The organism is Kitasatospora sp. NPDC057542 (assembly GCF_042801945.1).
Taxonomy (GTDB): Bacteria; Actinomycetota; Actinomycetes; order Streptomycetales; family Streptomycetaceae; genus Kitasatospora.
This window is the reverse complement of the sequence record NZ_JBHVFE010000075.1, coordinates 1-25,734: the sequence shown is the minus strand read 5'-3', so window position 1 is coordinate 25,734 and position 25,734 is coordinate 1. Positions and strand designations below refer to the sequence as shown.

At 72.8% G+C, this 25,734-nt stretch carries 25 protein-coding genes; 5 read left to right on the top strand and 20 right to left on the bottom strand.

Features of this window, described 5'->3' with window-relative positions:
- Positions 1-54: 54 nt before the first annotated feature.
- The 3 genes from ACFU7Y_RS12720 to ACFU7Y_RS12710 form a co-directional block, all read right to left on the bottom strand.
- Positions 55-2,655, bottom strand: a complete 2,601-nt coding sequence (locus tag ACFU7Y_RS12720; protein ID WP_380767789.1) for an ABC transporter permease — start codon at positions 2,653-2,655, stop codon at positions 55-57.
- On the bottom strand, positions 2,652-3,452 hold the full coding sequence (locus ACFU7Y_RS12715; protein ID WP_380767787.1) for an ABC transporter ATP-binding protein: 801 nt from the start codon (positions 3,450-3,452) through the stop codon (positions 2,652-2,654). Before ACFU7Y_RS12715 ends, ACFU7Y_RS12720 begins: the two co-directional genes overlap by 4 nt.
- 116 nt (positions 3,453-3,568) lie before the next feature.
- Positions 3,569-4,204 (bottom strand): TetR/AcrR family transcriptional regulator, encoded by a 636-nt coding sequence (locus ACFU7Y_RS12710; protein ID WP_380767785.1) that lies wholly within the window; start codon positions 4,202-4,204, stop codon positions 3,569-3,571.
- Positions 4,205-4,304: 100 nt separating this feature from the next.
- Between ACFU7Y_RS12710 and ACFU7Y_RS12705 the strand changes: the two genes are divergently transcribed.
- The 3 genes from ACFU7Y_RS12705 to ACFU7Y_RS12695 all read left to right on the top strand — a co-directional run bounded on the left by ACFU7Y_RS12705 (position 4,305) and on the right by ACFU7Y_RS12695 (position 6,009).
- On the top strand, positions 4,305-4,748 hold the full coding sequence (locus tag ACFU7Y_RS12705; RefSeq protein ID WP_380767783.1) for a nuclear transport factor 2 family protein: 444 nt from the start codon (positions 4,305-4,307) through the stop codon (positions 4,746-4,748).
- A gap of 234 nt (positions 4,749-4,982) precedes the next feature.
- A complete protein-coding gene (locus ACFU7Y_RS12700; RefSeq protein ID WP_380767781.1) occupies positions 4,983-5,411 on the top strand; it encodes a YjdF family protein in 429 nt (142 codons plus the stop codon).
- Positions 5,412-5,610: 199 nt separating this feature from the next.
- Positions 5,611-6,009 carry a hypothetical protein gene (locus ACFU7Y_RS12695; protein ID WP_380767780.1) on the top strand — a complete coding sequence of 133 codons (399 nt, stop codon included), beginning with the start codon at positions 5,611-5,613 and terminating at the stop codon, positions 6,007-6,009.
- Between the two features lie 63 nt (positions 6,010-6,072).
- Here ACFU7Y_RS12695 and ACFU7Y_RS12690 read toward each other — a convergent pair whose 3' ends face one another.
- From ACFU7Y_RS12690 to ACFU7Y_RS12625, 14 genes are all read right to left on the bottom strand, one after another.
- On the bottom strand, positions 6,073-6,609 hold the full coding sequence (locus tag ACFU7Y_RS12690; protein ID WP_224276046.1) for a hypothetical protein: 537 nt from the start codon (positions 6,607-6,609) through the stop codon (positions 6,073-6,075).
- A 145-nt stretch (positions 6,610-6,754) separates the two neighbouring features.
- Positions 6,755-7,345 carry a hypothetical protein gene (locus ACFU7Y_RS12685; RefSeq protein WP_380767778.1) on the bottom strand — a complete coding sequence of 197 codons (591 nt, stop codon included), beginning with the start codon at positions 7,343-7,345 and terminating at the stop codon, positions 6,755-6,757.
- Positions 7,346-7,401: 56 nt separating this feature from the next.
- On the bottom strand, positions 7,402-7,986 hold the full coding sequence (locus ACFU7Y_RS12680) for a hypothetical protein (protein WP_224276044.1): 585 nt from the start codon (positions 7,984-7,986) through the stop codon (positions 7,402-7,404).
- Positions 7,987-8,102: 116 nt separating this feature from the next.
- Positions 8,103-8,882 (bottom strand): ABC transporter permease, encoded by a 780-nt coding sequence (locus tag ACFU7Y_RS12675; RefSeq protein ID WP_224276042.1) that lies wholly within the window; start codon positions 8,880-8,882, stop codon positions 8,103-8,105.
- The gene (locus ACFU7Y_RS12670; RefSeq protein WP_224276040.1) at positions 8,879-9,823 is read right to left on the bottom strand and encodes an ATP-binding cassette domain-containing protein; all 945 of its coding nucleotides are present in this window, start codon (positions 9,821-9,823) and stop codon (positions 8,879-8,881) included. Before ACFU7Y_RS12670 ends, ACFU7Y_RS12675 begins: the two co-directional genes overlap by 4 nt.
- Complete coding sequence (locus ACFU7Y_RS12665) at positions 9,823-10,662, bottom strand: DUF4097 family beta strand repeat-containing protein (protein WP_224276038.1); 840 nt, start codon at positions 10,660-10,662, stop codon at positions 9,823-9,825. The genes ACFU7Y_RS12670 and ACFU7Y_RS12665 overlap by 1 nt, the downstream gene beginning before the upstream one ends.
- 128 nt (positions 10,663-10,790) lie before the next feature.
- Positions 10,791-11,351 (bottom strand): toxin-antitoxin system HicB family antitoxin, encoded by a 561-nt coding sequence (locus ACFU7Y_RS12660; RefSeq protein WP_224276036.1) that lies wholly within the window; start codon positions 11,349-11,351, stop codon positions 10,791-10,793.
- A gap of 162 nt (positions 11,352-11,513) precedes the next feature.
- Entirely contained in the window at positions 11,514-12,554 is a 1,041-nt protein-coding gene (locus tag ACFU7Y_RS12655) for an adenosine deaminase (protein WP_374119910.1), read from the bottom strand.
- Positions 12,555-12,697: 143 nt separating this feature from the next.
- Positions 12,698-13,993, bottom strand: a complete 1,296-nt coding sequence (locus tag ACFU7Y_RS12650; protein WP_224276032.1) for a DUF445 domain-containing protein — start codon at positions 13,991-13,993, stop codon at positions 12,698-12,700.
- Between the two features lie 154 nt (positions 13,994-14,147).
- A complete protein-coding gene (locus tag ACFU7Y_RS12645; RefSeq protein ID WP_224276113.1) occupies positions 14,148-15,443 on the bottom strand; it encodes a nucleotide sugar dehydrogenase in 1,296 nt (431 codons plus the stop codon).
- Between the two features lie 2 nt (positions 15,444-15,445).
- Positions 15,446-16,672, bottom strand: coding sequence for a glycosyltransferase family 2 protein (locus tag ACFU7Y_RS12640; protein WP_224276030.1), 1,227 nt, complete (start codon positions 16,670-16,672; stop codon positions 15,446-15,448).
- A gap of 236 nt (positions 16,673-16,908) precedes the next feature.
- Positions 16,909-17,871, bottom strand: coding sequence for an ATP-binding cassette domain-containing protein (locus ACFU7Y_RS12635; RefSeq protein WP_224276028.1), 963 nt, complete (start codon positions 17,869-17,871; stop codon positions 16,909-16,911).
- A 26-nt stretch (positions 17,872-17,897) separates the two neighbouring features.
- A complete protein-coding gene (locus tag ACFU7Y_RS12630) occupies positions 17,898-18,710 on the bottom strand; it encodes an ABC-2 family transporter protein (RefSeq protein ID WP_224276111.1) in 813 nt (270 codons plus the stop codon).
- Positions 18,711-18,747: 37 nt separating this feature from the next.
- The gene (locus ACFU7Y_RS12625) at positions 18,748-19,545 is read right to left on the bottom strand and encodes an ABC-2 family transporter protein (RefSeq protein WP_224276026.1); all 798 of its coding nucleotides are present in this window, start codon (positions 19,543-19,545) and stop codon (positions 18,748-18,750) included.
- Positions 19,546-19,767: 222 nt separating this feature from the next.
- Between ACFU7Y_RS12625 and ACFU7Y_RS12620 the strand changes: the two genes are divergently transcribed.
- Positions 19,768-22,095, top strand: a complete 2,328-nt coding sequence (locus ACFU7Y_RS12620) for a transglycosylase domain-containing protein (protein WP_380767773.1) — start codon at positions 19,768-19,770, stop codon at positions 22,093-22,095.
- Between the two features lie 76 nt (positions 22,096-22,171).
- Here ACFU7Y_RS12620 and ACFU7Y_RS12615 read toward each other — a convergent pair whose 3' ends face one another.
- The 3 genes from ACFU7Y_RS12615 to ACFU7Y_RS12605 form a co-directional block, all read right to left on the bottom strand.
- Complete coding sequence (locus tag ACFU7Y_RS12615) at positions 22,172-23,947, bottom strand: hypothetical protein (protein ID WP_380767771.1); 1,776 nt, start codon at positions 23,945-23,947, stop codon at positions 22,172-22,174.
- Between the two features lie 260 nt (positions 23,948-24,207).
- Complete coding sequence (locus ACFU7Y_RS12610; protein ID WP_049655715.1) at positions 24,208-24,510, bottom strand: co-chaperone GroES; 303 nt, start codon at positions 24,508-24,510, stop codon at positions 24,208-24,210.
- A 186-nt stretch (positions 24,511-24,696) separates the two neighbouring features.
- Positions 24,697-25,038, bottom strand: a complete 342-nt coding sequence (locus tag ACFU7Y_RS12605; RefSeq protein ID WP_224281941.1) for a DUF3618 domain-containing protein — start codon at positions 25,036-25,038, stop codon at positions 24,697-24,699.
- 165 nt (positions 25,039-25,203) lie between these two features.
- Between ACFU7Y_RS12605 and bcp the strand changes: the two genes are divergently transcribed.
- Positions 25,204-25,677 (top strand): thioredoxin-dependent thiol peroxidase, encoded by a 474-nt coding sequence (gene bcp, locus ACFU7Y_RS12600; protein ID WP_380767769.1) that lies wholly within the window; start codon positions 25,204-25,206, stop codon positions 25,675-25,677.
- Positions 25,678-25,734: the final 57 nt, after the last annotated feature.

The window sequence follows — 25,734 nt, the reverse complement described above, 5'->3', positions numbered from 1 at the left end:
GCGTACCGCCCGTTCGGGTCCACCATCCGGGTCGGCCCCGGTGCGGCCGTTCCCTTACCGCCGTCCGCTCGCCGCGAGCGGACGGGACCTCAGCAGGGCCCGGGCCGGCAGGGCTGTCGCGGCGAGGCAGAGCACCACGGCCCCGGCAGCCAGCGGCAGGGCGGTGCCCGGCGGAACGTACGGCGAGGCGCCGGCCAGTCCCCGGGCGATCGGCACCAGGGTGATCCAGGCGATCAGACTGCCCAGCAGCAGCCCGGCCGCGGCCACCAGCAGCGCCTCCCAGCGCATCATGCCGCGCACCTGCCGCCGGGTGGCACCGGTGAGGCGCAGCAGCGCCACCTCGCGGCTCCGGTCCAGGACCGTCATCACCAGCGTGTTGGCGGCGGTGATCGCCGCGAAGCCGCCGAGGACGCCCGCCATGACGGAGTTCGCCCAGTCACCGGACTCGCGCTTGCGGTCGGTCTGCGCGACGTACCCGGCCCGGTCGGTCTCCGTGATCCCGCCGACCGCGGCCTCTCCGGGGGCTGCGGTGTCGCCGGGGAGCTTCTCCAGCCGGGCGGCGACGTCGGCGCGGTCGGCGCCGGGGGCGTCCGCGACGAGCACCTGACTGTCATAGGCGACGCCGGCGTGTGCGGCGACGGCCGCCCGGGGCAGGATCAGTTGCCCGAAGCCGAGCCCGCGTTCGTACGTGGCGACGACCGTCTGCTGTGTCTGGGCGCCGTCGCCGAGCCAGAAGGCGGCGCGGTCGCCGACCTTGAGGCCGAGCTTGTCGGCGAGGGTCGCGTCGAGGGCGACGGTGTCGGTGCTCCGGGCGAGGTCGGCGAGCGAGCCGCTGCGCACGCCCAGGTCGAGCACCCGGGGCAGCTTCGCCGGGTCGCCGGACACGCCGAGGACGTTGGCGGAGCGGAGCTTCCCGTCGGAGCGGTAGACGGCTCCGGTGCGCAGCAGGCCGATCGCGGCGTCGACGCCGGGCACCTGGGCGGCCCGTTCGGCGGTGGCGGCGGGCAGGCCCGGGCCGGTCGAGCCGAGCACGTGGTCGGCGACGACCCCGTCACGCACCTGCTCGCCGGTGGCGTGCTGGACGGTGCTCTGGATGAACAGCATGGTGCCGCAGAAGGCGCTGACCATCGCGATGGGCGTGATCGCGGAGGTCAGCCGGCGGGCGTTGGCCCGGGCGTTGTCGGCGGCCAGCGAGCCGGAGGTGCCGCCCGCGCCCGCCCGCAGCGGCAGGCCGAGCACCCCGGCGGCGATCCGGGCCACCCAGGGGCCGAGCAGGGCGATGGCCACCAGGAAGCACATGACCACGCCGAGCGCGGTGTTGGCGGCGTTCTCGCCGCGAAGGTTGGCGGCGACGACGGTCAGCACGACGCCGCCGGCGATGGCCACCAGGCCGAGGAGGGTCCGCACCACGCCCGCCCGTCCGGCCTCCACCGACGCCTCGCCGAGCGCCTGGCCGGGGCGCAGGCCGGAGGGACGGTGCGCGGCGAGGTAGCCGGCGGCCAGTGCGGCGAGCAGGCAGGTGGCCACGGCGACGAGCGCCGGGATCGGGCCGACGTCCAGTTCGACGCCCTCGGGGACGGCGCCGCGCGAGACCAGCCCGTCGAACCACCAGCGGGCCAGCGCCACGCCCGGGATGAGGCCGAGCGCACCGGCGAGGGGGGCCACCAGCAGCGCCTCCGTGGCGATCGTGCGGCGGATCTGACGGGGGGTCGCGCCGACGGCGCGCAGCAGGGCGAACTCGCGGGCCCGCTGACCGATGGCCAGGGCGATGGTGGACACCACCACGAAGACGGCCGTCATGGTGGCGGTGCCGCCGAAGGAGCCGCCGATCGCGATGAGCAGCGTCCGGCTCTGCCCGAGCGCCGGATGTTCGACGGAGCCGCGGCCGTCGCCGGTGACCACCCTGATCCCGGTGGGGGACGCTCCGGCGGCCTGCGGGCCGGCGGTGTCACGGAGGGCTTCGCGGAGCCGGCGGGCGAGTTCCTTGGCGTCGACGCCCTCGCGCGGCTGGACGGCGATGGCGTCCACCCGGCCGGGGTGACCGGAGAGCTGCCCGGCCACGCCGTCGGCGAACCAGGCCGTCGGGCCGGCGCCCTGCGGCGCGGCCAGGCCGGAGATCCGGTAGGTGTCGCTGCCGCCGGGTGCGACCAGCGTGAGGCTCGCGCCGGGTGCCAGCCGGGCGTCCCGTGCGGTGGCGGCGTCCAGGACCACCTCGCCCGGGCCGGGGGCGCGGCCCTCGACCAGGACGTCCGTACCGCCGGCGATGCCGAGCGCCGCGTACCCGCGCCCGGTCAGGCCGGGCGTGGCCGGACCCGGCTGGACCGGGAAGGCGGTGTCGGGGCGGGCCGCCGCGACACCGGGCTGCGCGGCGATGCGCTGGGCCAGGGCGGCGTCCACGCGGGCCCGGTCGGACACCGGCCGTTCGACGGTCTTCTCCTTGTCGGAGACCTTGCGGATGATCGTGACGTCCGGATTGGCCGCGACGACCACGGGCGCGTTCGCGTAGCGCACCGGGGGCACGCTCGCGGTGATGCCGGTCTGCAGCAGGGTGCCGCAGCCCATGATGACCGCCGCACCGAACAGCAGGGCGATGAAGGTGCCCGCGAAGGACGCGGGCCGGAAGCACACCGAGGAGCGGGCGAGTCCGTTGCTCATGCCGTCGTCCCCGCGGGGGCGGTGGACAGGGCGACCATCCGGTCGGCGACGGACTGCGGGTCGGGGTGGTGCAGTTCGCCCGCCAGGGCGCCGTCGGCCAGGAAGACCACCCGGTCGGCGAAGGAAGCGGCCACCGGGTCGTGGGTCACCATGACCACCGTCGCGCCCATCGTGTCCACGGCACGGCGCAGCAGGCCGAGCACCTCGTGCGCGGTGCGGGTGTCCAGCGCGCCGGTCGGCTCGTCCGCGAACACCACGTCGGGGCGGGTGATCAGCGCCCGGGCGATCGCCACCCGCTGCTGCTGGCCGCCGGACAACTGGCCGGGGCGGCGCGAGGCGTGCTCAGCGAGACCCACCTGTGCCAGTAACTCCCTCGCACGGCCGCGGTCCTGACGCTCACCGGCGAGGCGCAGCGGCAGCAGGACGTTCTGCAGCACGGTCAGCGAGGGCAGCAGGTTGAAGGACTGGAACACGAACCCGACCCGGCTGCGCCGCAGCACGGTGAGCCGGTTCTCGCTCAGCCCGGTGATCTCCTCACCGCCGAGGAACACCTCACCCGAGGTCGGCCTGTCCAGGCCCGCCGCACACTGCAGGAAGGTGCTCTTGCCCGAGCCGGAAGGCCCCATCACGGCGGTGAAGCTGCCGTGGCCCAACGCGAGGTCGACCCCGCGCAGCGCGTGCACCGCCTCGCCGCCGCGCCCGTAGCTGCGTCGCACCGCGCGCAGTTCGATCGCGGGGTGGGCGGGGTCGTGGGGCCCGGTCGGCCCGTGCTCCGGGCGGTGGCGGCGGGATGCCATGGTGCTGCCTTCCCTTGTGGATCGTCGTTCGTCTGCGACGTGGTCCAGGCTAGGAACGGCGGGTGGCGCGAACCATGGAGGCGGCTGGCGGACGTGGGGTGGGGATAACCCCACCGTCAGGAACGGGAACGCCCGTGCGGTGAAGGCCCTTCCGGGCCCTCGGTGTGCGCCTTCAGCCCGTCGCGGACGACCGCGCGGGCGCGCCTCGCGGACTCCGGGTGGCCGTCCAGGTGCTCCAGCATGCGGCAGGTGCCCACCAGGATCGCCGTCAGTTCCGGCACCTCCAGGTCCCGCCGCACCGCACCGGCCTGCTGGGCGCCTTCGAGGAGCGCGGCGAGCACCTCGCGCAGCGCGCGCCCGGCCTCGGAGGTGGCGGCCCGGATGTCGACTCCCGCGTCCGCGAGGGCCGCGGCGAAGGCGTTCTTGACGGGCGACTGATCCAGCACCAGGTCGAAGAACGCGAAGAGGGCGTCCGCCGGCCCGGTCTCGTCCGCCAGACGTCGCCCCTCCTCGGCCAGCCGTTCCAGTCGCCGGACGAGCACCGCTTCCAACAGGGCTTCCTTGGTGGGGAAGTGCCGGAACACGGTGGCGATGCCGACCTTCGCCTCCCGGGCGATCTCCTCCGTGGACGCGCCGGTGCCCTGCTCGGTGAAGACCGCCTCGGCGACCTCCAGCAGCCGTGCGCGGTTGCGCCTCGCGTCGGCACGCAAGGGCTTCGCGCCTGCGGTGGAAGGAGTCTGATTCGTCGTCACCTGATCCTCGCCATGCCTGGACAAACGGAGTGGTGTATCCGTATCGTCGGAAACGGAGTCGCCTATCCGATTGTAGGCGGCAGGATCACGGAGGTCAGCCATGTCTGCACCAGCCACACCGCGCGAGGTCTTCGGGCAGTTGATCGCCCTCATCTCGGCGGGCAAGTGGAGCGAACTCCCCGAGCTCTACGCGGAGGACGCCGTGGTGGAGATCGTCTTCTCACCGGTCCCCCCGCGCCGCATCCACGGCCGGGCGGAACTCCGCGAGCGCTTCGCCGCCCTGGAGGCGGCCGGTGCGATCCGCCTGCGCGCGGAGAACGTCCGCGTCCACGAGACCGGCGACCCCGAGGTGGTGATCGCCGAGTTCGACTACGCGGGCCTGTACCCCGCCACCGGCCGCACCTTCCGCACCGCCAACATCCAGGTGCTTCGCGCCAGGGACGGCCTGATCATCGAGACCCGCGACTACCACGACCACCTCGCCTTCGCCGCGGCGGACGGCCGCACGGGCGAACTGCTCGCCGCGCTGGACCAGCAGGGGTGACGCGGCAGTGGCCTCCTCGACGGCGGAAAGGACGGAAAACCACGTGAGCCCGGCCGGGTGTGCGCGTACGATCCGTTGCGGAGCGCGCGAAATCACAGTTCCCGGTCGGTAGTCCGGGCGCCGTCGGCGGTGGCCGGCGGTCAGTAACCTCCCTCCCAGGGTGTCCGGTGCGTTCCCTCCCGGCGCGCGACCGCGCGCGGGACACGGCATGACAACCATGGGAGGAAACGCACCATGCCGAGCACGTTCACCGTGTTCTTCGAAGGCCCGTTCTGGGTCGGGGTGCTGGAGATCGCGGGCCCGCGAGGGGTCCGCGCGGCGCGCCATGTCTTCGGCGCCGAGCCGGGCAACGCGGAGCTGCTGGAATTCGTCCGCAGGGACTTCGGCGGCCTGCTGGACACCGCGCTGGCAGCGCCGGAGGCGGCCGTCGAAGGGCGGGCACGGCAGCGGTCGGCGGTGAACCCCAAGCGGCTCGCCCGGCAGGCCGCCAGGGAGTTGGCGACCCGGCCGCTGAGCACCGCGGCCGAGGAGGCGCTGGCCCGGGCCCACGAGGAATCCGGGCGCCTCAACCGCGCCGCCGCCAAGCGCCGTGCGGCCGAAGCCGCGCTGGAACGGCGGGCGGCCGCCCGGCGGCAGGCCAAGGAACAGCACCGGGGTCGGTGAGCCCCCACCTCTCCACTGCACCAATCCTATTGAAGCAAAATCAGCCGAAGGCCCGATCTCATCGTCGGCGAACTTCCCGAGCGGAAGCCGGTTTTCCGCTGCCAGAGGTCGGGGTAGGGCGGAGACGTTCGCACCCTGACCGTTCCGGTGCTCATGAGGGGGCGAATCCTTGACGCTTTCCTATCGGAAGGACACCCTCATGCACAGGACCCTTCGGAACGCCCTCGCGACCGTCATCGTGACGGGTGCGCTCACCGCCGCTGCCGCTCCCGCCGCCGTGGCCGCCGAGCAGACGCAGTCGACGGCCGGGGCGCGGGCGGAGCTCCGCAACCCGAAGACGATCAAGGTCGCCGACTACAACCAGGCCCGCAGCACCCTGATCAACGCAGGCAGCAGGACGGCCGGCAAGTCCCACCCGGCACACGGGACGAAGGACGTCCCGGTCTCCCACGGCACCAGCCTGCTGGCCGAGGCCCGCGACGAGTTCCGCGCCGCCGACCGGAACCTGCCGGCCAACCAGAAGAAGTCCGACATGTCGATCCCGCACTACAACGCCATCCACAGCGCGGCCACCACCATGGGCATCGACCGCTGGTGACGCCTTCCCGCTGAGGCGAAGGGCCCGGCTCCCCTCCGGCTTCCGGAGGAGAGCCGGGCGGCTTCAGGGCTTCGGAGGCAGGGGCTCTTCCCACGGCTCGCTCAGGCTGCCGTCCGGGAGGACGTCGAAAACCGCGAGCGTCTTACCCCTGGTGATCGTTATCCGGTCCGGACCGGACCAGTTGACGCCGGTGCCGTGCCTCGAATAGTCCAGCTCCCAGTGGCGGGCCGACCATCCGGAACCGGACACCAGCTCCCTCCGGTAGAGCGGATCGAAGCCGCCCATCTCAGTGATGGTGATCACCCGGTCCGGGCGGCCCGGGGCCGCCTCCCGATGCGACGACCCCTCATGGGGGCCGAACAGGTACATCAGGACGGCGATCGGAAGGCCGAAGCCCAGCGCCGCCAGGCCGAGGCCGCAGCCGATCTGCCCCGTCTCGCTGCTGAACCCCAGCTCGACGAAGAATGAGACCGCGACCAGCACGAGCGCCGACCCGATCAGCAGCACCGGGTGGTTCAGCCAGCGCTCGACCACCACCAACCCGCCCGAACGGGACTCGCGCCGGCCCGCCGCGCACGCCAGCAGCGCCGCGAGCGCCATTCCTCTGAGCCCCCACGCGATCCACCTGCGGCGTACCACTGTCATCCCTCGCCCCCCGACGGTCTCTTTGCCAATCTTTGGCGCGGACCTTACTACAGGCGGCTCCTACAGGGGCTGTTGGACAGTTGGGACTGGCAGGGGCTTTTCACCGGCGCCGGGGTGTCACCGAGGGATCGCCCAGCGTCCCGTCCTCGCCCACGGTGAAGACCCTGATCTCCTTCTCCGAGGTCACCGTAATCCGACCCGGGCCCGACCACTCGGCCCTGACCAGGCGCTCGCCCTGCCCCCAGGTACCGAGGCTCCAGTGGCGGGCCGACCAGCCGCTGCCGGTCAGCAACTCCACCCGGTAGACCGGATCGATCGAGTCGGCGACATTCGTGAAGACGAGCACCCGGTCCGGGTGGCCCGGGGCGGCCTCCCGCGCGGTCCGCACCCCGGAGTCCTCGGCCACGAGCGTCGACAACGCGACCGGCACCCCGAGGAAGACCAGCGCCACCAGGCCGCCGACCAGGCCGATCTGCGACTCCGGGGTGCGGAACTCCAGCTCGACGAGCAACGAGATCAGGACCAGCACGACCGCCGACCCGACCAGCAGGACCGGCCGGTGGAACCAGAGTTCGAGCTCCACCAGCCCGCCCGAACGAGAGGCGTGCCGGCCCACCAGGTAGGCCGACAGCGCCGCGAGGGCAACCCCTCTGAGCCCCCACGCGATCCGCTTGCGGCGCGCCGCTGTCATCTCCCGCTCCCCCGACGGTTCTTCACCGGACTTCGACACGGACCCCACCACAGGGCCTACCGGGCCCGGGGCGTCACCGAGGGCGCGCCCAGCGTCCCGTCCTCGTCCACGGTGAAGACTCTGATCTCCTTCTCCGAGGTCACCGTAATCCGACCCGGGCCCGACCACTCGGCCTTGACGAAGCCGTCGTGCTCCTCCCAGGTGCCGAGGCTCCAGTGGCGGGCCGACCAGCCGCTGCCGGTCAGCAACTCCACCCGGTAGACCGGATCGATCGAGAAGGCGATGTCGGTGACGCTCAGCACGTGGTCGGAGCGGTTCGGGTCGGGCGTGCGGTCGACCTGCCGGCCGTCGCCGCCGAAGACGTACGCCAGGGCCCCGATCGCCGCCCCGATGACGAGGAGCGGTGACAGGACGGCCGCGCAGCCGATCTGCGCCCACCTGGTGCGGAACTCGATCTGGGCCACCGCCGCGGCCACGGCCAGCGTGATCGCCGTCCCGAGCAGCAGCACCGGGTGGTTCAGCCAGCGCTCGACCTCGACCAGCCCGCCCTGACGGGAGGAGACGTAGCCCGGCAGGTACACCAGGAAGGCCGCCAGCGCTGCGCCTCGGAGCCACCACACGACCTGCCTGCGGCGCGTCACCGTCATTTGCTCCCCCCGGAGTTGCCCTTTGCCGGGACTTTACTACGGGGACGCCGAGCGGCCCGGACGACGGGTGCTCCGTCGCCCGGGCCCGCTGGACCACCGGCCGCCCCCTGTCACCGCCGGTAGAAGACGCTCCGCGACCAGAAGTAGCCGACCAGCGTCAGCACGGTGCACCAGGCCAGGGCGCTCCAGGCACTGGTGCCGATCCCGGTGCCCATCAGCAGCCCGCGCAGGGTCTCGATCATGGGGGTGAAGGGCTGGTACTCGGCGAACCAGCGCATGGCCGTCGGCATGGAGTCGGTCGGCACGATGGCGCTGCCGACGAAGGGCAGGAACTGCAGCGGCATCGGCATGTTGCTGGCGCTCTCGACCGTCTTGGCCACCAGGCCGATGCCGGCCGATATCCAGGTCAGGGCGATGGTGAGGAAGAGCAGCAGGCCCATCGCGGCCAGCCACTCCACCGGCCCGGCGTTCGGCCGGAAGCCCATCGCGAGGGCCGCGCCGATCACCAGGACCAGCCCGATCATGGTCTGGATGACGCTGCCGACCACGTGCCCCGCCAGGAAGGCGGAGCGCGATATGGCCATCGTGCGGAAGCGGTTGACGATGCCCTCGGTCATGTCGGTGCAGATGCCGATCGCGGTGACCAACGACCCGGACGTGGCCGCCATCAGCACGATGCCGGGCGTGACGTAGTCGATGTAGTGACCGCCGCCGATCCCTGCGCCCAGCGTGCTGCCGTAGGCGTAGTTGAACAGCAGCAGCATCATGACCGGCATCACCACGACCGCGAAGGTCAGGGACGGGTACCGCAGCGCGTGCTTGAGGTTGCGGCGCAGCATGGTCAGCGAGTCGCTGAGCGCGTAGCCGGCTGTACCGGTGGCCATGCTCATCGCGCCCCCTCCCCGGTCAGCTGGAGGAACACGTCGTCCAGGTCCGCCGTCTCCACGACCAACGACTCGGCCTGCACGGACGCGTTGTCGAGCGTGTCCAGCACGGCCTTCACGGTGAGGACGGAGTTGTCCCCCGGGATCTCCAGCCTCAGCGCCTCGGCGTCGGCCGTGGCGTACTCGAACAGTGCGGCGGCGGTGGCCAGTCGGGCGGCGTCCGCGAACTGGAGCCGGATCCGCCCGCCGGGGGCGAACCGCTTCAACTCCTCGGCCGTGCCCTCGGCGACGATCCGGCCGCCGTCCAGGACGGCGATCCGGTCGGCGAGCTGGTCGGCCTCCTCCAGGTACTGGGTGGTGAGGAAGATCGTCACCCCGTGGTCGGCGACCAGGCCCCGGATGATCTCCCACATGGTGCGCCGGCTGCGCGGGTCCAGCCCGGTGGTCGGCTCGTCCAGGAAGATCACCTTCGGGTCGCCGACCAGCGTCATCGCGAGGTCGAGCTTGCGCCGCATGCCACCGGAGAAGGTGGTGACGGCCTTGCGGGAGGCCTCGGTGAGATCGAAGCGCCGCAGCAGCTCCTCCGCCCGCCTCCGCCCCTCCCGACGGCGGAGGTGGTTGAGGTCGGCCATCAGCATCAGGTTCTCCTCGGCGGTGAGCAGGTTGTCCACCGCCGAGAACTGGCCCGTCACCCCGATCGCCTTCCGCACCGCGTCGGCCTCGCGTTCCACGTCGTGCCCGGCCACCCGGGCCGAGCCGCCGTCGGCGGGGATCAGGGTGGAGAGGATCTGCACCGTGGTGGTCTTGCCGGCGCCGTTGGGCCCGAGCAGAGCGAACACGCTGCCCGCCGGGATCTCCAGGTCGACGCCGTTCAGGACCGCCTTGTCCCCGTAGGACTTGGTGAGTGCGGTCGCCGAGATCGCCGGGACCACCGCGTTCGCCGCCATCACGCCCTCCGGACGACGACGTTGCCGACCTGGGTGCGGCCGCGGACCTCGACCGTCTCCACGGCGTCGCCCGGGCCCTGGGTGGGGCCGAGGTCGTTGCGGACGCCGCCGACCTTGCTGTGCACGTCGAGCCAGGCCGCGGTGCCCTCCGCGATGCCGACCTCCACGTCCCCCACGCTGGTCTGGAGGGTGACCTGACCGCGGACCACCCGGCCGACCCGGATGTGGCCGTGCGCCGACTTGGCGTCCACGTTCCCCTCGGCGAGGCCGATGTGGATCCGGCCGTTGGAGGCGTTGGCGTGCAGCTCGCCGCGCACCTCGTCGATCTCGGTGTCGCCGTTGCTGTTCTTGACCGTCAGCCGGCCCCCGACGGAGCCGATCTCGATCCGGCCGGCGCCGGACACCTCGGCGTCCCAGGCCGTCCCTCCGAGCCGGATGTCGCCGAAGCCGCTGTCGAGCCGCACGCTGTCGGCGTGCTCGACCTGGATCCGGCCGAGCGAGGTCTTCAGCCGGCAGGCGCCGAGCGGCCCCTCGGTGACGAACTCGGCCATCGGGGACTCGCTGTGGACCTCGGAGCCGACCGGCAGCTCGACCAGGACCTCGATCGCGCCCTTCTTGCTGGTGAAGACGGAGCGCTGCTTGGGGGCCTTGATGCCGAGCCGGCCACCGGAGAAGTCGACCTGGGTCTGCTCGGCGGCCTTGACGTCCGCCTCCTTGGCCGGGTTGGCCGGCCGGACCTCGACCACGGCGTCGGTGCGCTTGCTCGCCTTGATCCAGACCGAGCCGATGTCGAACTCGAGGATGGCGGAGATCGGTCCGTCGGTCTCGTACGTAGGCATGGCTGTCCCGTCCTCTTGACTCGTGGTGGTGTTCCCGCTGGTCGGAGCGGGGGTGACGTCGAAGGTGCAGAAGGTGGTGCGGGAGGTGGTGCGGAGGTCGTACGGATGCTGCGGGTGCTGCGGAGGTACTAGTGGACCCAGCCGGTGAAGCCCTGGCCGCCGACGCTGCGCGGAACCCGGCTGCCCGGGTCGGCGACCGGGCGGCGGGCCGGTTCACCGCCCTCCAGGGCCCCGGCCAGGGCGCGGACCAGCCAGGCGTTGAGCGAGAGGCCGGCCTCGGCGGCAGCCTCCTCCGCCCGGGCCTTGAGGTGGGCGGGCAGGCGCAGGTTGATCCGGGCGGTGCCCGTCTCGTCCGACTCCGGCGCCATCGGTGGCGCCACCGGCGGCGCGAGTGGCACCACCGGCGGCGCCTGCGGCACCACATCGCCGTGGAAGGCGTCCGATCCGGGCGGCGCCGTGACCACGAACTCCGGATCGAGTCCGCGCAGGCGCACGTCCACCGAGCCGGGGGCGAGGTCGCGGGTGACTTCGCCCATGGCGGCCGAGAGCGCGTTGAGCAGGGTGAGCCGCACGGCCGACTCCAGCGGGAGCGTCAGCCGCTCGGCCAGCGCGCGGGCTTCGTCGCCGCCGGTGGCGGCGGCCACCGCGAGCTCGTTCCGGAGGTTTTCCACGTACGGCGTGAGGTCCATGGCCGATAGCTTGGCACGGCGATGGCGCCATGTCGAGGCATTTGTGGCACCACTTTGGCACCACCGCCGGAACGGGTCTGGCGCCAACGACGGAACCGCCCCGCCGACCGGGGTCGACGGGGCGGTTCACCAGGGGAAACGTCAGTACTGCGACATCGGGGACTACAGCTGCTGCCAGCCCGCCAGGTAGGCGTCTATCTCCCCCGCCAGCCGGGTCTTGCCCGCCTGGTCCAGGAAGGAGGCCTCGACGGCGTTGCGGGCCAGCCCCGCCACCCCCGCCTCGTCCAGGCCCAGCAGCCGCGCCGCCACCGCGTACTCGGTGTTGAGGTCGGTGCCGAACATCGGCGGGTCGTCGCTGTTGACCGTCACCAGCAGCCCGGCGTCCACCATCCGCTTGATCGGGTGGTCCTCGATCCGCTCCACGGCCCGCGTCGCGATGTTGGAGGTCGGGCAGACCTCCAGCGGGACGCGGTGCTCGCCCAGGTAGTCGAGCAGCGCCGGGTCCTTCACCGCCTGGGTGCCGTGCCCGATGCGCTCGGCACCGAGCACCCGGATCGCGTCCCAGACCGTCTCCGGCCCGGTGGTCTCGCCCGCGTGCGGGACGCTGCGCAGGCCGGCCGCCCGGGCCCGGTCGAAGTACGGCTTGAACTGCGGGCGCGGCACACCGATCTCCGGGCCGCCCAGACCGAAGCTGACCAGCCCCTCGGGGGCCAGCTCGGTGGCCAGCCGGGCGGTCACCTCGGCCGACTCCAGCCCGGCCTCGCCCGGGATGTCGAAGCACCAGCGCAGCACCACTCCGAGCTCCTTCTCGGCGCGCAGCCGGGCGTCCTCGATCGCCTCCATGAAGGCGACCTCGGGGATGCCCCGGCGGACCGAGGAGTACGGGGTGATGGTCAGCTCGGCGTACCGGATGTTCTGCCGGGCCATGTCCTCGGCCACACCGTAGGTGAGCGCGCGGACGTCCTCGGCGTCCCGGACGAGGTCCACGACGCTCAGGTAGACCTCGATGAAGTGCGCGAAGTCGGTGAAGGTGAAGTACTCGGCGAGTGCCGCCGGGTCGGCCGGCACCTTGGAGTTCCCGGCGTGCCGGGCGGCCAGTTCGGCGACCACGCGCGGCGAGGCCGAGCCGACGTGGTGGACGTGCAGCTCCGCCTTGGGCATCCCGGCGATGAACGCCTCGATGCTCCGGTCTGCGGGCTCGATCCGACTGACACTGGGGCCGATCCGACTTCCGTCCGGCTGGACCACGGTGGTTCCCTTCTTCCTTCTACGCGCGTACCGAAGACAGTTGCTGGCAAGGATAGGCCGTACCCGGGATCGCCCGCCGGGGGATCGCCTCCGGGGGATCAGCCCCCGAGCGCGACCGCCACCGTGTGGATCAGCAGCCCGGCCAGGGCGCCGACCACGGTGCCGTTGATCCGGATGAACTGGAGGTCGCGGCCGACGTTGGCCTCGATCTTGCGCGAGGCGTCGTCGGCGTCCCAGCTCGCCACCGTCTCGGAGATCAGCGAGGTGATCTCGGCGCGGTAGGTGTCGACCAGGTACTGGGCGGCGTCCTGGAGCCAGCCGTCCACCTTGGCCTGGAGCTTGGGGTCGGTGGCCAGGCGCTCGCCGAAGCGGCGCACGCCGTCGCGGATGCGCCGGCGCAGTTCGCTGTCCTCGTCCTCGGCCGCACTCATCACCAGGGCGCGCACGGCCGCCCAGGTGGAGTCGATCAGGTCCTGCACCTCGGGGCGGGCCAGCAGCTCGCCCTTGGCCCGCTCGACCCGGGCGATGGTCTCCGGGTCGGTCTGCAGCTCGGTCGCGAAGTCGGCGAGGAAGTTGTCGATCGCGCCGCGCGCCGGGTGGTCGGGGTCGTCCCGGATCTCGGTGACGAAGCGCAGCAGCTCCTTGTAGACCCGCTCGCCGACCTGGTGGTCGATGAACCGGGGCGTCCAGCCCGGGGTCTTCTGGGTGACCTTCCGGACCACGTCCTCGTGGTTGGTGGTCAGCCATCCGTGCGCCCGGACCGCGACGAGGTCCACCACCCCGCGGTGCCCGCCGTCCGCGACCACCTTGCCCAGCATCCGGCCCATCGGCTCGGCCACCGAGGTGGCGGCGGCCCGCCTGGTCACCGCCTCGGCGACCACCGCCCGCACGTCGTCGTCGCGGAGCACCGCGAGCAGGCCGCGCAGCGCCGCCGAGGCCTCCTTGGTGACCCGCTCGGCGCTGCCCGGCGCGGCCAGCCACTCCCCCAGCCGGCGGCCGATGCCGAGCGCCGCCAGGCGGCCCCGGACCACGTGGCCGGAGAGGAAGTTCTCGCCGACGAACTCGCCGAGCGAGCGGCCGAAGGCGTCCTTCTTGGTCGGGATGATCGCGGTGTGCGGGATCGGCAGGCCGAACGGACGGCGGAACAGCGCCGTCACCGCGAACCAGTCGGCCAGCGCGCCGACCATGCCCGCCTCGGCGGCGGCCGCCACGTACCCCGCCCAGGGGCCGGCACCGGCCGCCCCGGCCCAGGTGGAGAGGGCGAAGACCAGGGTCGCGAAGGCCAGCAGGCCGGTCGCGATGGTCTTCATCCGGCGGACGCCGCGTCTCTTCTGCTCGTCGGCCGCGGTGAACCGGACCCCGAGGCCGGTCCCGCTGAAGGCATCGTCACTCACCCCGCCAGTCTGCCTGCTGCCCGGAGTGGACGGGGGCGTGCCTCGCGATCACGCGCCCCAGGCAGGCGTCACGCGCCGGCTGGGACAGCCTTCACACCCCGCCGGCCCGCTCACCACCCCGTCCGGCCCGCTCACGCCCCGGACGGGGAGGGCTTCACGCCCCGCCCAGCACCATCCGCCGCACCTCCGTGCCCGCCCAGCGCTTCGGGTCCGTGCACCGCCGCCCGTCCAGCAGCACCCGCACCCCCGGCAGGTCCACCGGTGTCAGGTCCCGGTACTCCGGGTGGTCCGCCTGCAGCACCGCCGCCACCACCGGCTCCCCGCCGTACGGCGGCAGCCCGAGCGCCGCCAACTCCTCCGCCTCGTACAGCGGGTCGCTGACGTACGGCCGCGCGCCCGCCGACCGCACCGCCTCGACCAGCGGGAACACCCCGGAGTACGCCGTCTCCTTGACCCCGCCCCGGTACGACGCACCGAGCACCAGCACGCCCTGCCCGGCGATCCCGCCCGGCACCGCCCCCGCCAGCACGCCCACCGCGTACCCCGGCACGGCCAGGTTGGCCTCGCGCGCCGCCCGGACCACCGTCGCGCCCGGGTCGTTCCACAGGTAGAGCCGCGGGTACACCGGGATGCGGTGCCCGCCGACCGCGATGCCCGGCCGGTGCAGGTGGCTGTACGGCTGCGAGTTGCAGGCGTCGGCGATCTCCGCGAAGTCCACCCCGACCTCGTCCGCGTACCGGGCGAACTGGTTGGCCAGCGCGATGTTGACGTCCCGGTACGTGGTCTCGGCGAGCTTGCTGAACTCGGCCGCCTCCGCCGAGGCCAGCTCCCAGACGCCGTTGGGCCGGGGCAGGTCCGGGCGCGGGTCGAAGTCCAGCACCGCCCGGTAGAACTCGGCGCCACGCCCGGTGGAGGCCTCGTCCAGGCCGCCGACCAGCTTGGGGTAGCGCCGCAGGTCGGCGAAGACCCGTCCGGTGCGGACCCGCTCCGGGCTGAACACCAGCGGGAAGTCCGCCCCGGCCACGAGCCCCGACCCGGCCGCCAGCCGGGGCGCCCAGCGCTCCCTGGTGGTGCCGACCGGCAGGGTGGTCTCGTAGCTGACCAGGGTGCCCCGGCGCAGTCCGGCCGCGACGGCGTCGGTGGCCGCGTCGAGCAGGGCGAAGTCCGGGCTGCCGTCGGTGGCGGTGACCAGCGGGACGACCAGCACCACCGCCTCGGCCCGGGCCGCCGCGGCCGTGGTGTCGGTGGTGGCCAGCAGCCGGCCCTCGGCGACGACCCGCTTGAGCGCCTGGTCCAGGCCCGCCTCCCGGGGGAACGGCGGCACGCCCCGGTTGACGCCGTCCACCACGTCGGGCGCGGTGTCCGCGCCGGTCACCCGGTGGCCCTTCAGCGCGAACTGCACCGCCAGCGGCAGGCCCGGCCTGCCCAGCCCGACCACGCAGACGTCCAGGCTCATCCCCGTCCTCCGTTCACCGAGTCGGCCAGCCGGCGCCACGCCGGGTGGCGCCGCAGCCCGCGCCGCAGCTGCTCCGGGACGAGCCCGCGCCACAGCTGCCGGGCGAGGCTGAGCGGCGGGGCGGCCGCCTCGGCCGCCTCCTCGCGCAGCAGGAACAGCTCGTCCGGCAGGCCGAGCCGGGCGTCCCGGAACGCCGGGTAGCCCGCGTACTGGCGCCGCCCGTCCGCCACCACCGGTGGATCGCCGTGCGCCGCCTCGTAGCGGATCTGGTCGCGCAGCGCCTCCGGCCGTACCGCGCAGGCGAGTTCGATCCGCACCCGCTCGGCGACCGGCAGCCGGTGGTACACCTCGCGGGCGCCGAACCGCTCGACCAGCCGGGCGACCTCGACGCACACCCGCTCCTGCACGTCCTTCGACAGCAGCAGGAAGCCCTCCTGTAGCAGGCGCGGCACGTCCCAGGCGAAGCCGCGCGCCCTGATGGCGTCCAACTCCTCGCCCGGCCGGGCGAGTTCTGCGGCCACCTGCTGGAGCGCGGCGATCCCGCGCAGCCGGTCGAGCGCCCCGGCCCGCTCGGTGACGTTGCTCCGGTCCTCGCGCAGCACCAGGAAGCAGCAGTCGTAGGAGGAGAGGACGGACACCCTGGCCGCGCGCAGGCAGGCCTCCAGGGTGAACGGCTGGTCCGAAAAGACCTTCAACCCCTCGTCGCGGCGCAGCCCGTGGCGCCGGACCAGGTCGAGCCGGAACAGTTTGGTGTCGGCCAGCGCCCAGGCCAGCGCGGAGTCGGCGAAGCCCACGGACTCGGCGTCGGCGTGGAAGAGCCCCTGCGGCACCAGCCGCCCGTTCACCCCGACCTGCTTGGGCACCACCACGTCCGAGCCCCAGGCGTCGGCGGCCGCGACCAGCCGCTCCAGCGCCTCCTCGCCGAGCCAGTCGTCCGCGCCCAGGAACAGCACGTAGCGGCCGCGGGCCAGCTCCAGGCCCCGGTTGGCCGGGGCCGCCGGGCCGCCCGAGTTGGGCTGGTGCACCACCGTGAACAGCCCGGGGTGGCGGGCGGCGTACTCGTCCAGCAGCTCCCCGCCGCCGTCCGTGGAGCCGTCGTCCACGGCCACCACCTCCAACCGTCCCGGCGCCAGCGACTGCCCGACCAGCGAGTCCAGGCAGGCGGTGAGGTACGGCATGGTGTTGTAGACAGCGACCACCACGGTCACGTCGGGTACGGCCATCGGACGGCGGGCCTCCGGTTCCGGTCTCGTTGAGTGATGACAGGCCAACTCACAGTGAGGTCCCGGGGTAACGATCATCACCCGCACCGGCGACGGGGAACGAAACACCTTCCCGGCCACCGCACGGACACGCGACAGCCGGGAGAGCGGGGACAGGGGGAGCACGTGATCGCCTACAGCGACCACCTCCGCGGCCGGAAGGTCGGCGTCGCCCCGGACGTCACCTCCCCGGTCCGTCAGCCGATCGCGACCTCCGCGTACATCCGGGCGATCACGTCCTCGATGGCCGGCTCGCGCACCGACAGGTCCACCAGCGGGTAGCGCGCGGCGACCGCCGCCACGATCGGCGCGGCGCTCTCCTCGGCCGGGAAGGCCAGCCACTGGCGCGGTCCCTCGACCCTGGTGACCCGGGCCCCGGGCACCTCGACCGGGTGGGCGAGCTCCTGCGCGAGGTCCACCACCAGCGTCCGCTCGCTGCGGCCGGTGGTGTGCAGGCCCTCCAGCCCGCCGTCGTACACCACCCGGCCGTGGTCGATCACCATCACCCGGTCGCAGAGCTGCTCGATGTCGGTCAGGTCGTGGGTGGTGAGCAGCACGGTGGTGCCCCGGTCCCGGTTGACCTCGCGCAGGAACTCGCGCACCTTGCCCTTGCTGACCACGTCCAGGCCGATGGTCGGCTCGTCCAGGTAGAGCACCTGGGGGTCGTGCAGCAGCGCCGCCGCGAGGTCGCCGCGCATCCGCTGGCCGAGCGAGAGCTGGCGCACCGGGGTGTCCAGCAGGCCGCCGAGGTCGAGCAGTTCGACGCAGCGGCCGAGGTTCTCGCGGTACCGGGCTTCGGGGATGCGGTAGATCCGGCGGGCGAGTTCGAAGGAGTCGCGCAACGGCAGGTCCCACCAGAGGGTGGTGCGCTGGCCGAAGACGACGCCGATCCGGCGGGCCAGCGCGACGCGTTCGCGGGCCGGGTCGACGCCGGCCACCCGCAGCCGTCCGGAGCTGGGGACGAGGATGCCGGTGAGCATCTTGATGGTGGTGGACTTGCCGGCCCCGTTGGGCCCGATGTAGCCGACGCACTCGCCGGCGTCGACGGTGAAGCTGAGTCCGTCCACCGCGCGGACCTCGCGTTTGGCCCGGCTGAACCGGCCGGTGCGGGTCCGTACGGTGAAGCTGCGGTGGACGTCCTGGAGTTCGATCAGTGCCATGGAAGCTCCTTCAGGGGGTCGGGGGTTCAGCTGCCGGTACCGCGGTAGGCGCGCAGCCCGGCGCGCCAGGCGAGCCCGGCGGCGAGGACGCAGACCGCGGCGGCGACCGGCGAGGCGAACTGGAAGGCGGCGGGCAGGCCGAGCGGGTCGGGCCGGTCGAGGATGCGCAGCGCGGGCAGCCAGTTGACGAAGGCCAGCGGGACGCCGAAGACCACCCCGGCGACCAGCTCCTTGGCGAAGATCGTCGGCGGGTAGTGCAGCAGCGTCGCGCCGCCGTAGGTGAAGGAGTTCTGGATCTCCTTGGACTCGCCCCACCAGAACTGCACGGTGGCACCGCCGATGAAGATGGCGCCGAAGATGACGGTGCCGCAGACCAGCAGGACGGGCACCAGCAGCACCCGGTCCCAGGTCCAGTGCACGTCCAGGGCGGCCAGCGACCAGACCAGCACCGCGACGGCCTGGAGCGGGCGGCCGAGCCGGCGCAGCGAGAAGCGCTCCGCGCACAGCTGGGAGAGCGCGGGCGCGGGCCGGATCAGCATGGTGTCCAGCGAGCCGCTGACGATCCGCGCGCCGAGCCCGTCGGCCGAGCCGACCAGCAGGTTGGCGACACCGAGCGAGAAGGTGGCGGTGGCGTACAGGAAGGCGATCTCCGGCAGGCTCCAGCCGCCGAGCCGGTCGGTGTGCAGGAACATGATCACCAGCACCACGAAGTCGAGGGCGTGGATGACCACGCTCGCCACCAGGTTCAGCGCGAAGGAGGCCCGGTAAGCCATCATCGAGCGCATCCACATCCGGGCGCAGAGCCACCAGGAGCGCAGCGCCCAGGCGGCGCGGGGCATGAAGGGCTCCCGTACGAAGGGCTCCCGCACGAGCTGCTCAGCCACCCTGCACCACCACCCTGCGGGTGGCCAGCCACTGGGCGCCGCGCCCGGCGGCGAGCAGCGCCGCCGCCCAGCCGAGCTGGAAGCCGAGCGCCCCGAGCACGGCGGTGCCGGCCGTCCGCTCCAGGAAGACGTCGGTGGGGACGTTCACCAGCGCCGACCAGGGCAGCGCCCGGCCGAGCTCGCCGAGCCAACCGGGGAACAGTGCGACCGGCAGCAGCATCCCGGAGAAGAACATCGAGACCACCAGCATCACCGAGCGCACCCCCTCCGAGTCGTGCAGCCAGAAGCCGGTGATCGAGACCAGGAAGCGCAGCCCGAAGCTGACGACCACCGCCAGCAGCACCGAGAGCAGGAAGAACGCCCAGGTCAACGGGTGTTCGGGCAGCCGGATGCGGAACACCAGGGCGCCGATCAGCATCGGCACGGTGCCGCGCACCAGCGCCTGGAAGCCGGCCCGGCCGAGGTCGGAGGCCAGCCACCAGCCCTGGAAGTCGACCGGGCGGTAGAGGTCGACGGCGATGTCACCGCTGCGGAAGCGGTCCTGGAGGTCGTCCTGGAAGCCGCCGCCCCAGACCGCGACGGTGACCAGCAGGCTCTGGCTGACCCAGATGTACGTGACGGCCTGGCTCTGGTCGTAGCCGCCGAGGCCGGGGCGGGCCTGCCAGAGGGCGAGGAAGGTGTAGGCCAGGATGATGCCGAAGACGGTGTTGGTGAAGGTGCCGGCCACGGTGGCGGCCCGGTAGGTGGAGTAGCGGCGGAAGGCGCCGCGGGCAACGGCGGCGTAGAGCATATTGTCTCCTTGTCGACAAATATGGGCAGAGATACGCCCTCGACATCCGCGCACGCCCCAGCGGCTCCGACCGGCCGTACCCCGGGGGTGCCGGGCCAGGCGGGCGGAGCTGCAAAAGTGGGCGCGCTATGTGGTTTGCACCTTTCACCGTACCTCCGGCCCGCACCACCCGCACCCGATTTTCCCGTCCTGATCCGACGTCAAATAGCAGATAATCGCGGCATGACCTTGAGCACCCGACGCCAGGCCAAACGGGCCGCCCGCCGCGAGGCCCGCCGCGCCCTCCCGCTCTGGCGACGGCTCCTGCCCACCTGGCGGGTCACCTTCGGCGTCCTCACCGCACTGTTCCTGCTCGCCGTCGGCGCCTTCGCCGTGCTCTACGTCATCGTCCCGGTGCCCGACCCCAACGCCCACGCCGTCGCCCAGAACAACATCTACCTCTACGCCGACGGCACCACCGAGATCGCCCGCACCGGCGCCGTCAACCGCACCGACGTCACCATCGACCAGATCCCGCTCCAGACCCAGCAGGCCGTCGTCTCCGCCGAGGACCGCTCCTTCTACCAGAACCGCGGCATCGACCTGAAGGGCATGCTCCGGGCCGGCTGGAACACCCTGCTCGGCAGAGGCATGCAGGGTGGCTCCACCATCACCCAGCAGTACGTCAAGAACTACTACCTCACCCAGGACCGGACCATCGAGCGCAAGGGCCGCGAACTGCTCATCGCCCTCAAGGTCGACCAGCAGCGCGACAAGCGCGAGATCCTCGCCGGCTACCTCAACAGCAGCTACTTCGGCCGCGGCGCCTACGGCATCCAGAGCGCCGCCCACGCCTACTACGGCGTCGACGTCTCCCGACTCACCCTCGGCCAGGGCGCCTACCTCGCCTCCCTGCTGCAGGCCCCCAGCCTCTACGACGTCAAGACCGCCACCCCCGCCAACCACGAAAAGGCCGTCGCCCGCTGGAACTACGCCCTCGACGGCATGGTCCAACTCGGCTTCCTCACCCCCGCCGACCGCGCCGCCACCACCTTCCCCGACCCGATCGACCCCCAGCCCGCCACCGGCCTCGCCGGCCAGGCCGGCTACCTGGTCGGCGTCGCCGACGACTACCTCATCTCCTCCGGCACCCTCGACGCCGCCACCCTCAAGGCCGGCGGCTGGCGCATCACCACCACCTTCGACCAGCCCCGGCAGGACGCCTTCGTCAAGGCCGTCCAGGACCAGCTCACCGGCGAACTCGACCCCCAGGCCCGCCCCGACACCGACACCGACGTCCGGGTCGCCGGCGCCTCCGTCGAACCCGCCACCGGCCGGGTCGTCGCCGTCTACGGCGGCCCCGACTACGCCAAGCAGCCCTACAACGACGCGCTCCGCCAGGACAACCAGATCGGCTCCACCTTCAAACCGATCGACCTCGCCGCCGGCCTGGTCGCCCAACACTCCCTCGACGGCCGCCCGATCACCACCGAATCCCGCTACGACGGCACCAGCGAACGCCCCGTCACCGGCGGCCCTACCCCGTACGCCCCGCCCAACGAGGACGACATCGACTACGGCAACATCACCCTGCGCTACGCCATGGTGAAGTCCGTCAACTCCGTGTACGCGCAGGAGGGCGTGGACGCCGGACTCGCCCGCGTCCGCGAGACCGCCGTCAAACTCGGCATCCCCGACAGCGTCCGCGGCATGGACCCGGCCAACACCTCGATGACCCTCGGCACCGCCACCCCCAGCGCCCTCGACCTGGCCGGCGCCTACGCCACCCTCGCCGACCACGGCCAGGCGCACGCCCCCTGGTCCGTCCTCAAACTCGAACGCGTCAATCCCGGCGGCGCCGTCGACGTCCCCACAATGCCCGAGCACAACCCCACCCAGGCACTCGACCGGGAGATCGCCGACTCCGTCACCGACGTGCTGCGCGACGTCATCAGCCCGCGCGGCACCGGCGCCGCCGCCCTCGACCTGGGCCGCCCGGCCGCCGGCAAGACCGGCACCACCGACTCCAACCTCTCCGCCTGGTTCGCCGGCTACACCCCCGAACTCGCCACCACCGTCGGCCTGTTCCGAGAGCACCCGAAGACCCACGCCAAGGAACCGCTGGCCGGCACCGCCGGCCTCACCCGGATCAACGGCGGCACCTTCCCCACCCGGATCTGGACCGCCTACATGACCGCCGCCCTCAACGGCGCCCCCACCCAGGACTTCGACCTCCAGGCCGGCCACGGCGCCCCCGACGCCACCCCCTGGCCCACCGCCCCCGTCAGCACCACCCCCAGCGCCACCACCACCCCCGGCGGCGCACCCACCACCACCGACCCGGCCCCCGGCACTCCCCCCGGCCACGCGCCCAGCGCCCCCGCCACCACCGGACAACCCGCCCCCGGCCCGACCGCCCCCAGCCCGCAGGCCACCAAGCCGACCACGGACCCGGAACAACCCAGCCCCGCCCCCAAGCCCACCCAGACCCGGCCGCCCCGGCCCACCAGCCAGCCCACCGCCACCGCCGGCCCCACCGACTCGGCCACGGCACCCGCACAGTTGAACTAGGCCGGGCCTGGCCGGCCCCCGCCTCAGACCGCCGACTTCCGCGCCGGCGACGTGTCGCGGCGCGGGCCCACCCGCGTCAGGGGCTGGGGGCCACCGGACAGCTGAAGTCGATGTTGTCGGTCCAGTAACTGCCGCCGAAGATGTCGACCTTGGTACCGACAGCCCCCGGGCCCGGATGGGGGTTGGCAGCGTTCGCGCAGTACGCGGCCTGGGCGTCCGTGAGCGTCGGGTACGGGCCCAACTCGGCGGTGTACTGCACCGGGACGTCCTGGCCACCGGCATCGGCGCACAGACCACCGTCCGCGAAGTCGCACGTGCGCTTGCCCTGGACGTCGTCCAGCGACCCCACCAGGACGTTCCCGCCGGAGACGTTGGTGAGCAGGAAGACGTAGTAGGCGCCGGCCGGGGAAGAGGGCGAGCCGGAGGGCGTCGCCTCGGTGGGCGTCTCGGACGGGGTCTCCGCCGGAGTCTCGGTGGGCGATCCCGTCGGCGATCCGGACGGCGTCTCCGTGGGCGTCGGGGTCGGGCTCTGCTCCGGCTGCGGCACCGGACAACCCTGCACGCCCTGCCGCGGCGGCAGCCCGTCGCCCCCGGACAGCCCCGGGCGCGCACCGCCCCGGGAGGCCGGAACCGAGTTGACGAAGTCCACCAGCTCACGCGTCCGGTCACCGACCTGCTTGGCCGAATCCGACCCGCAGTACAAGTAGTTGGAGAGGTAGTGGAGGTTGAACCGCGACGCCGTGGAGCCGTCGTACACGGTCTGCGGAGCCACGGCCTTGGTCGTGAAGTCCACGCTGGAGATCCCCGCCAGCAACCAGTCCCACTCGAACATCACATAGCGCGTCGGATTGGCGTTCAGCTCCTGCCCACTGCCGAACGGCGGGGCGACGTAGAGCGCCCCGACGGGCTTCCCGGCTCCGATCCGCGGCAGCACATTGCGCAGGTAGAGGCCGCCCTCGCTGTGCGAGATCAGCACCACCCGCAGCCCCTTGTTCAAATCGTCCTGCGCGTTCTTCAGCAAGCTCGCGTTGACCCCGTCGAGCGCGAAGTTCGGATCCAGGGCCTTCCGTGAGATCGTCCCGCTGACGTCCGCCATGACCGCCTCCGGCAGGACGGCCGCCCCACCCACACTGAGCCCGCAGATGGCCTTCGCGAGGTCCCGGTTCTCCTGGATCGGGTTGTCCGCAGTAGCGCGCTGCGCCTCCTGGCATGCGCTGTACGTGTACACCGCGATGTTGGCGCTGGAGGCATTGAACTGGAGCTTGACGCTGACCGGATAACCCAGCTGCCGGCTCAGCGTGGCGGACAGCAGGTTCGCGTTCACCGTCGCCGAGTCGAAGTTGTTCAGCACCCCGTTGACGAAGTAGAAGGACAGCCCGGCACCCGGCGACGCCTGCCGGAACGCGGCCGGCCGCCCGGATCCCCCCGCGGGGGCCGCGCCGAGCGTCGGCGCCGGCGGCGCCCCCGAGGCGCCACCCACCGACACCACGCGCCCGTTCAGCGCCGCGGCGTCGGCCATGAAGGTCTGCTGTCCCTCCGACGTGCTCAGCTGGCGCGACTCCCACAGCAGGACCTCCCTGCTGATCGTGTCGTGGTCGACTCCTCGGGCGGAGGCGGCACCCACGGCCGCCGCCAGTCCCTCCCACGCCCGCTGAGCGTCCTGCGCACCGAGCGGCTTCTCGAACGCCGCGAGACTCTGCTGCACCTCCGCGGCCCCGGCGGAGGCGGACGGCGTCGGGCCGCTCTCGGGCGACGAGGAGCAGCCGGCCAGCAGGGCGGCAACCGTACCGAGCACCACCGCGGCACGACCGCGGACACGCGCGGCCGCGCCGCGCTCTCTGGTCGGTGTCATGGCTTCCCTCGCGCGATCACCGTGGGCGCCCCACGGGCGGGCGGACGTATCCGGCCGTTCCCACCGTCCGCTGCGGCGCGGGAACGCACAACGGGAACAGAACCGACCAGGTGACGCGCCCACCCGCGAACGACCACGGGAGGACCTCGTGTGGCGCGAGCGGGTCGGCGCACCGCCAGTCATCCATCGCGTTACCTACGGCCAAGCGCGAGGGCACAGCATTGCGGTCAGAGCGCCTTCCGGCTGCGCCCTCGCCGTCTTCAGAGGTACAGCCCGGTCGAGCCCTCCGTGTCGCCGAAGCGGGTCGCGGCAACGGCGTGCAGGTCGCGCTCGCGCAGCAGCACGTAGGTGGCGCCGCGGACCTCGACCTCCAGCTTGTCCTCCGGGTCGTACAGCACCCGGTCGCCGGGCTCCACCGAGCGCACGCTCTGGCCCACCGCGACGGCCTCCGCCCAGGTGCACCGCTTGGACAGCTCCGCCGTGGCCGGGATCAGGATGCCGCCGGTCGACCGGCGCTCGCCCTCGCCGCCCTCGATGCGTACCAGCACGCGGTCGTGCAGCATCCGGATCGGCAGCTTCTCGCCGAGCCGGTCGTGGCGGGCGGGCTCGTGCGCGTGGTCGGAGCGGGTCGCTTCGTCGTTCGTACTCACGGTCCCGAAGGTACCTCCCCCGGGCGCGGAGCGTGACGCTGGCCCGGCATGCGGAAGGCCGGGCACCAGTCGCGCCCGGCCTCCTCCGTCCCCCGGAGCTCAGCCCTTGCGGCGCTTGCGGGCCGAGGCGACCAGCAGCACCAGGCCCACGCCGACCAGCGCGGCCGGGACGACCCGCTCCCGGCGCGGCTGCCCCTTCTCGTCCACGAACTGCGCCCGGACCTTCTCCACCACGCCGCTGGCGGCCACGTACGCCCGGGCGGTCCTCTCCTCGACAGCGGCCGACGCCTTGGCCTTGACCTGGGCGGAGATGGTGCTCGGGTGCACGCGGACGGCCAGCTCGTCCAGGGTCGACGCCAGCCGGTCACGCGTCCGCTCGATGTCCGCCTCGATCTGGGCGGTCGTCCGCGCCGACTTGTCCTGCGTGCTCGCCTCGCCCACTCGGGCCACCCCATTCACTTGCCGGTGTTGTTCCGTCCGATCCGTGCGATCGGTTCGACTGACCCAGTGTGTCAGCTGCCGCACACGGCCGCGCGGCCCCACCCACCATCGGAGGTAAGTTTGCCGTGGTACGACCGCCCGCCCAGCCTCCAGGAGAGTACGACCGTGAGTGAGCGTCTCCAACCCGGCGACACCGCGCCCGCCTTCAGCCTGCCCGACGCCGACGGCAACCAGGTGTCCCTCGCCGACCACGCGGGCCGCAAGGTCATCGTCTACTTCTACCCCGCCGCCCTGACCCCCGGCTGCACCAAGCAGGCCTGCGACTTCACCGACAACCTGGAGGTCTTCGCGGGCGCCGGCTACGACGTCATCGGCATCTCCCCGGACAAGCCGGAGAAGCTCGGCAAGTTCCGCGAGGCCGAGGACCTCAAGGTCACCCTGCTCTCCGACCCGGACAAGAACGTGCTGGAGGTCTACGGCGCCTTCGGCGAGAAGCAGAACTACGGCCGCACCTACCTCGGCGTGATCCGCTCCACGGTGGTCGTGGACGAGCACGGCAAGGTCGAGCACGCCTTCTACAACGTGCGGGCCACCGGCCACGTCGCCAAGCTGCTGCGCGACCTCAAGGTCGGCGCGTAGGAACGGGCCGGAACGAGGAGCGGTGGCGGCGCACCCCCCGACCGCGTGCACCGCCAC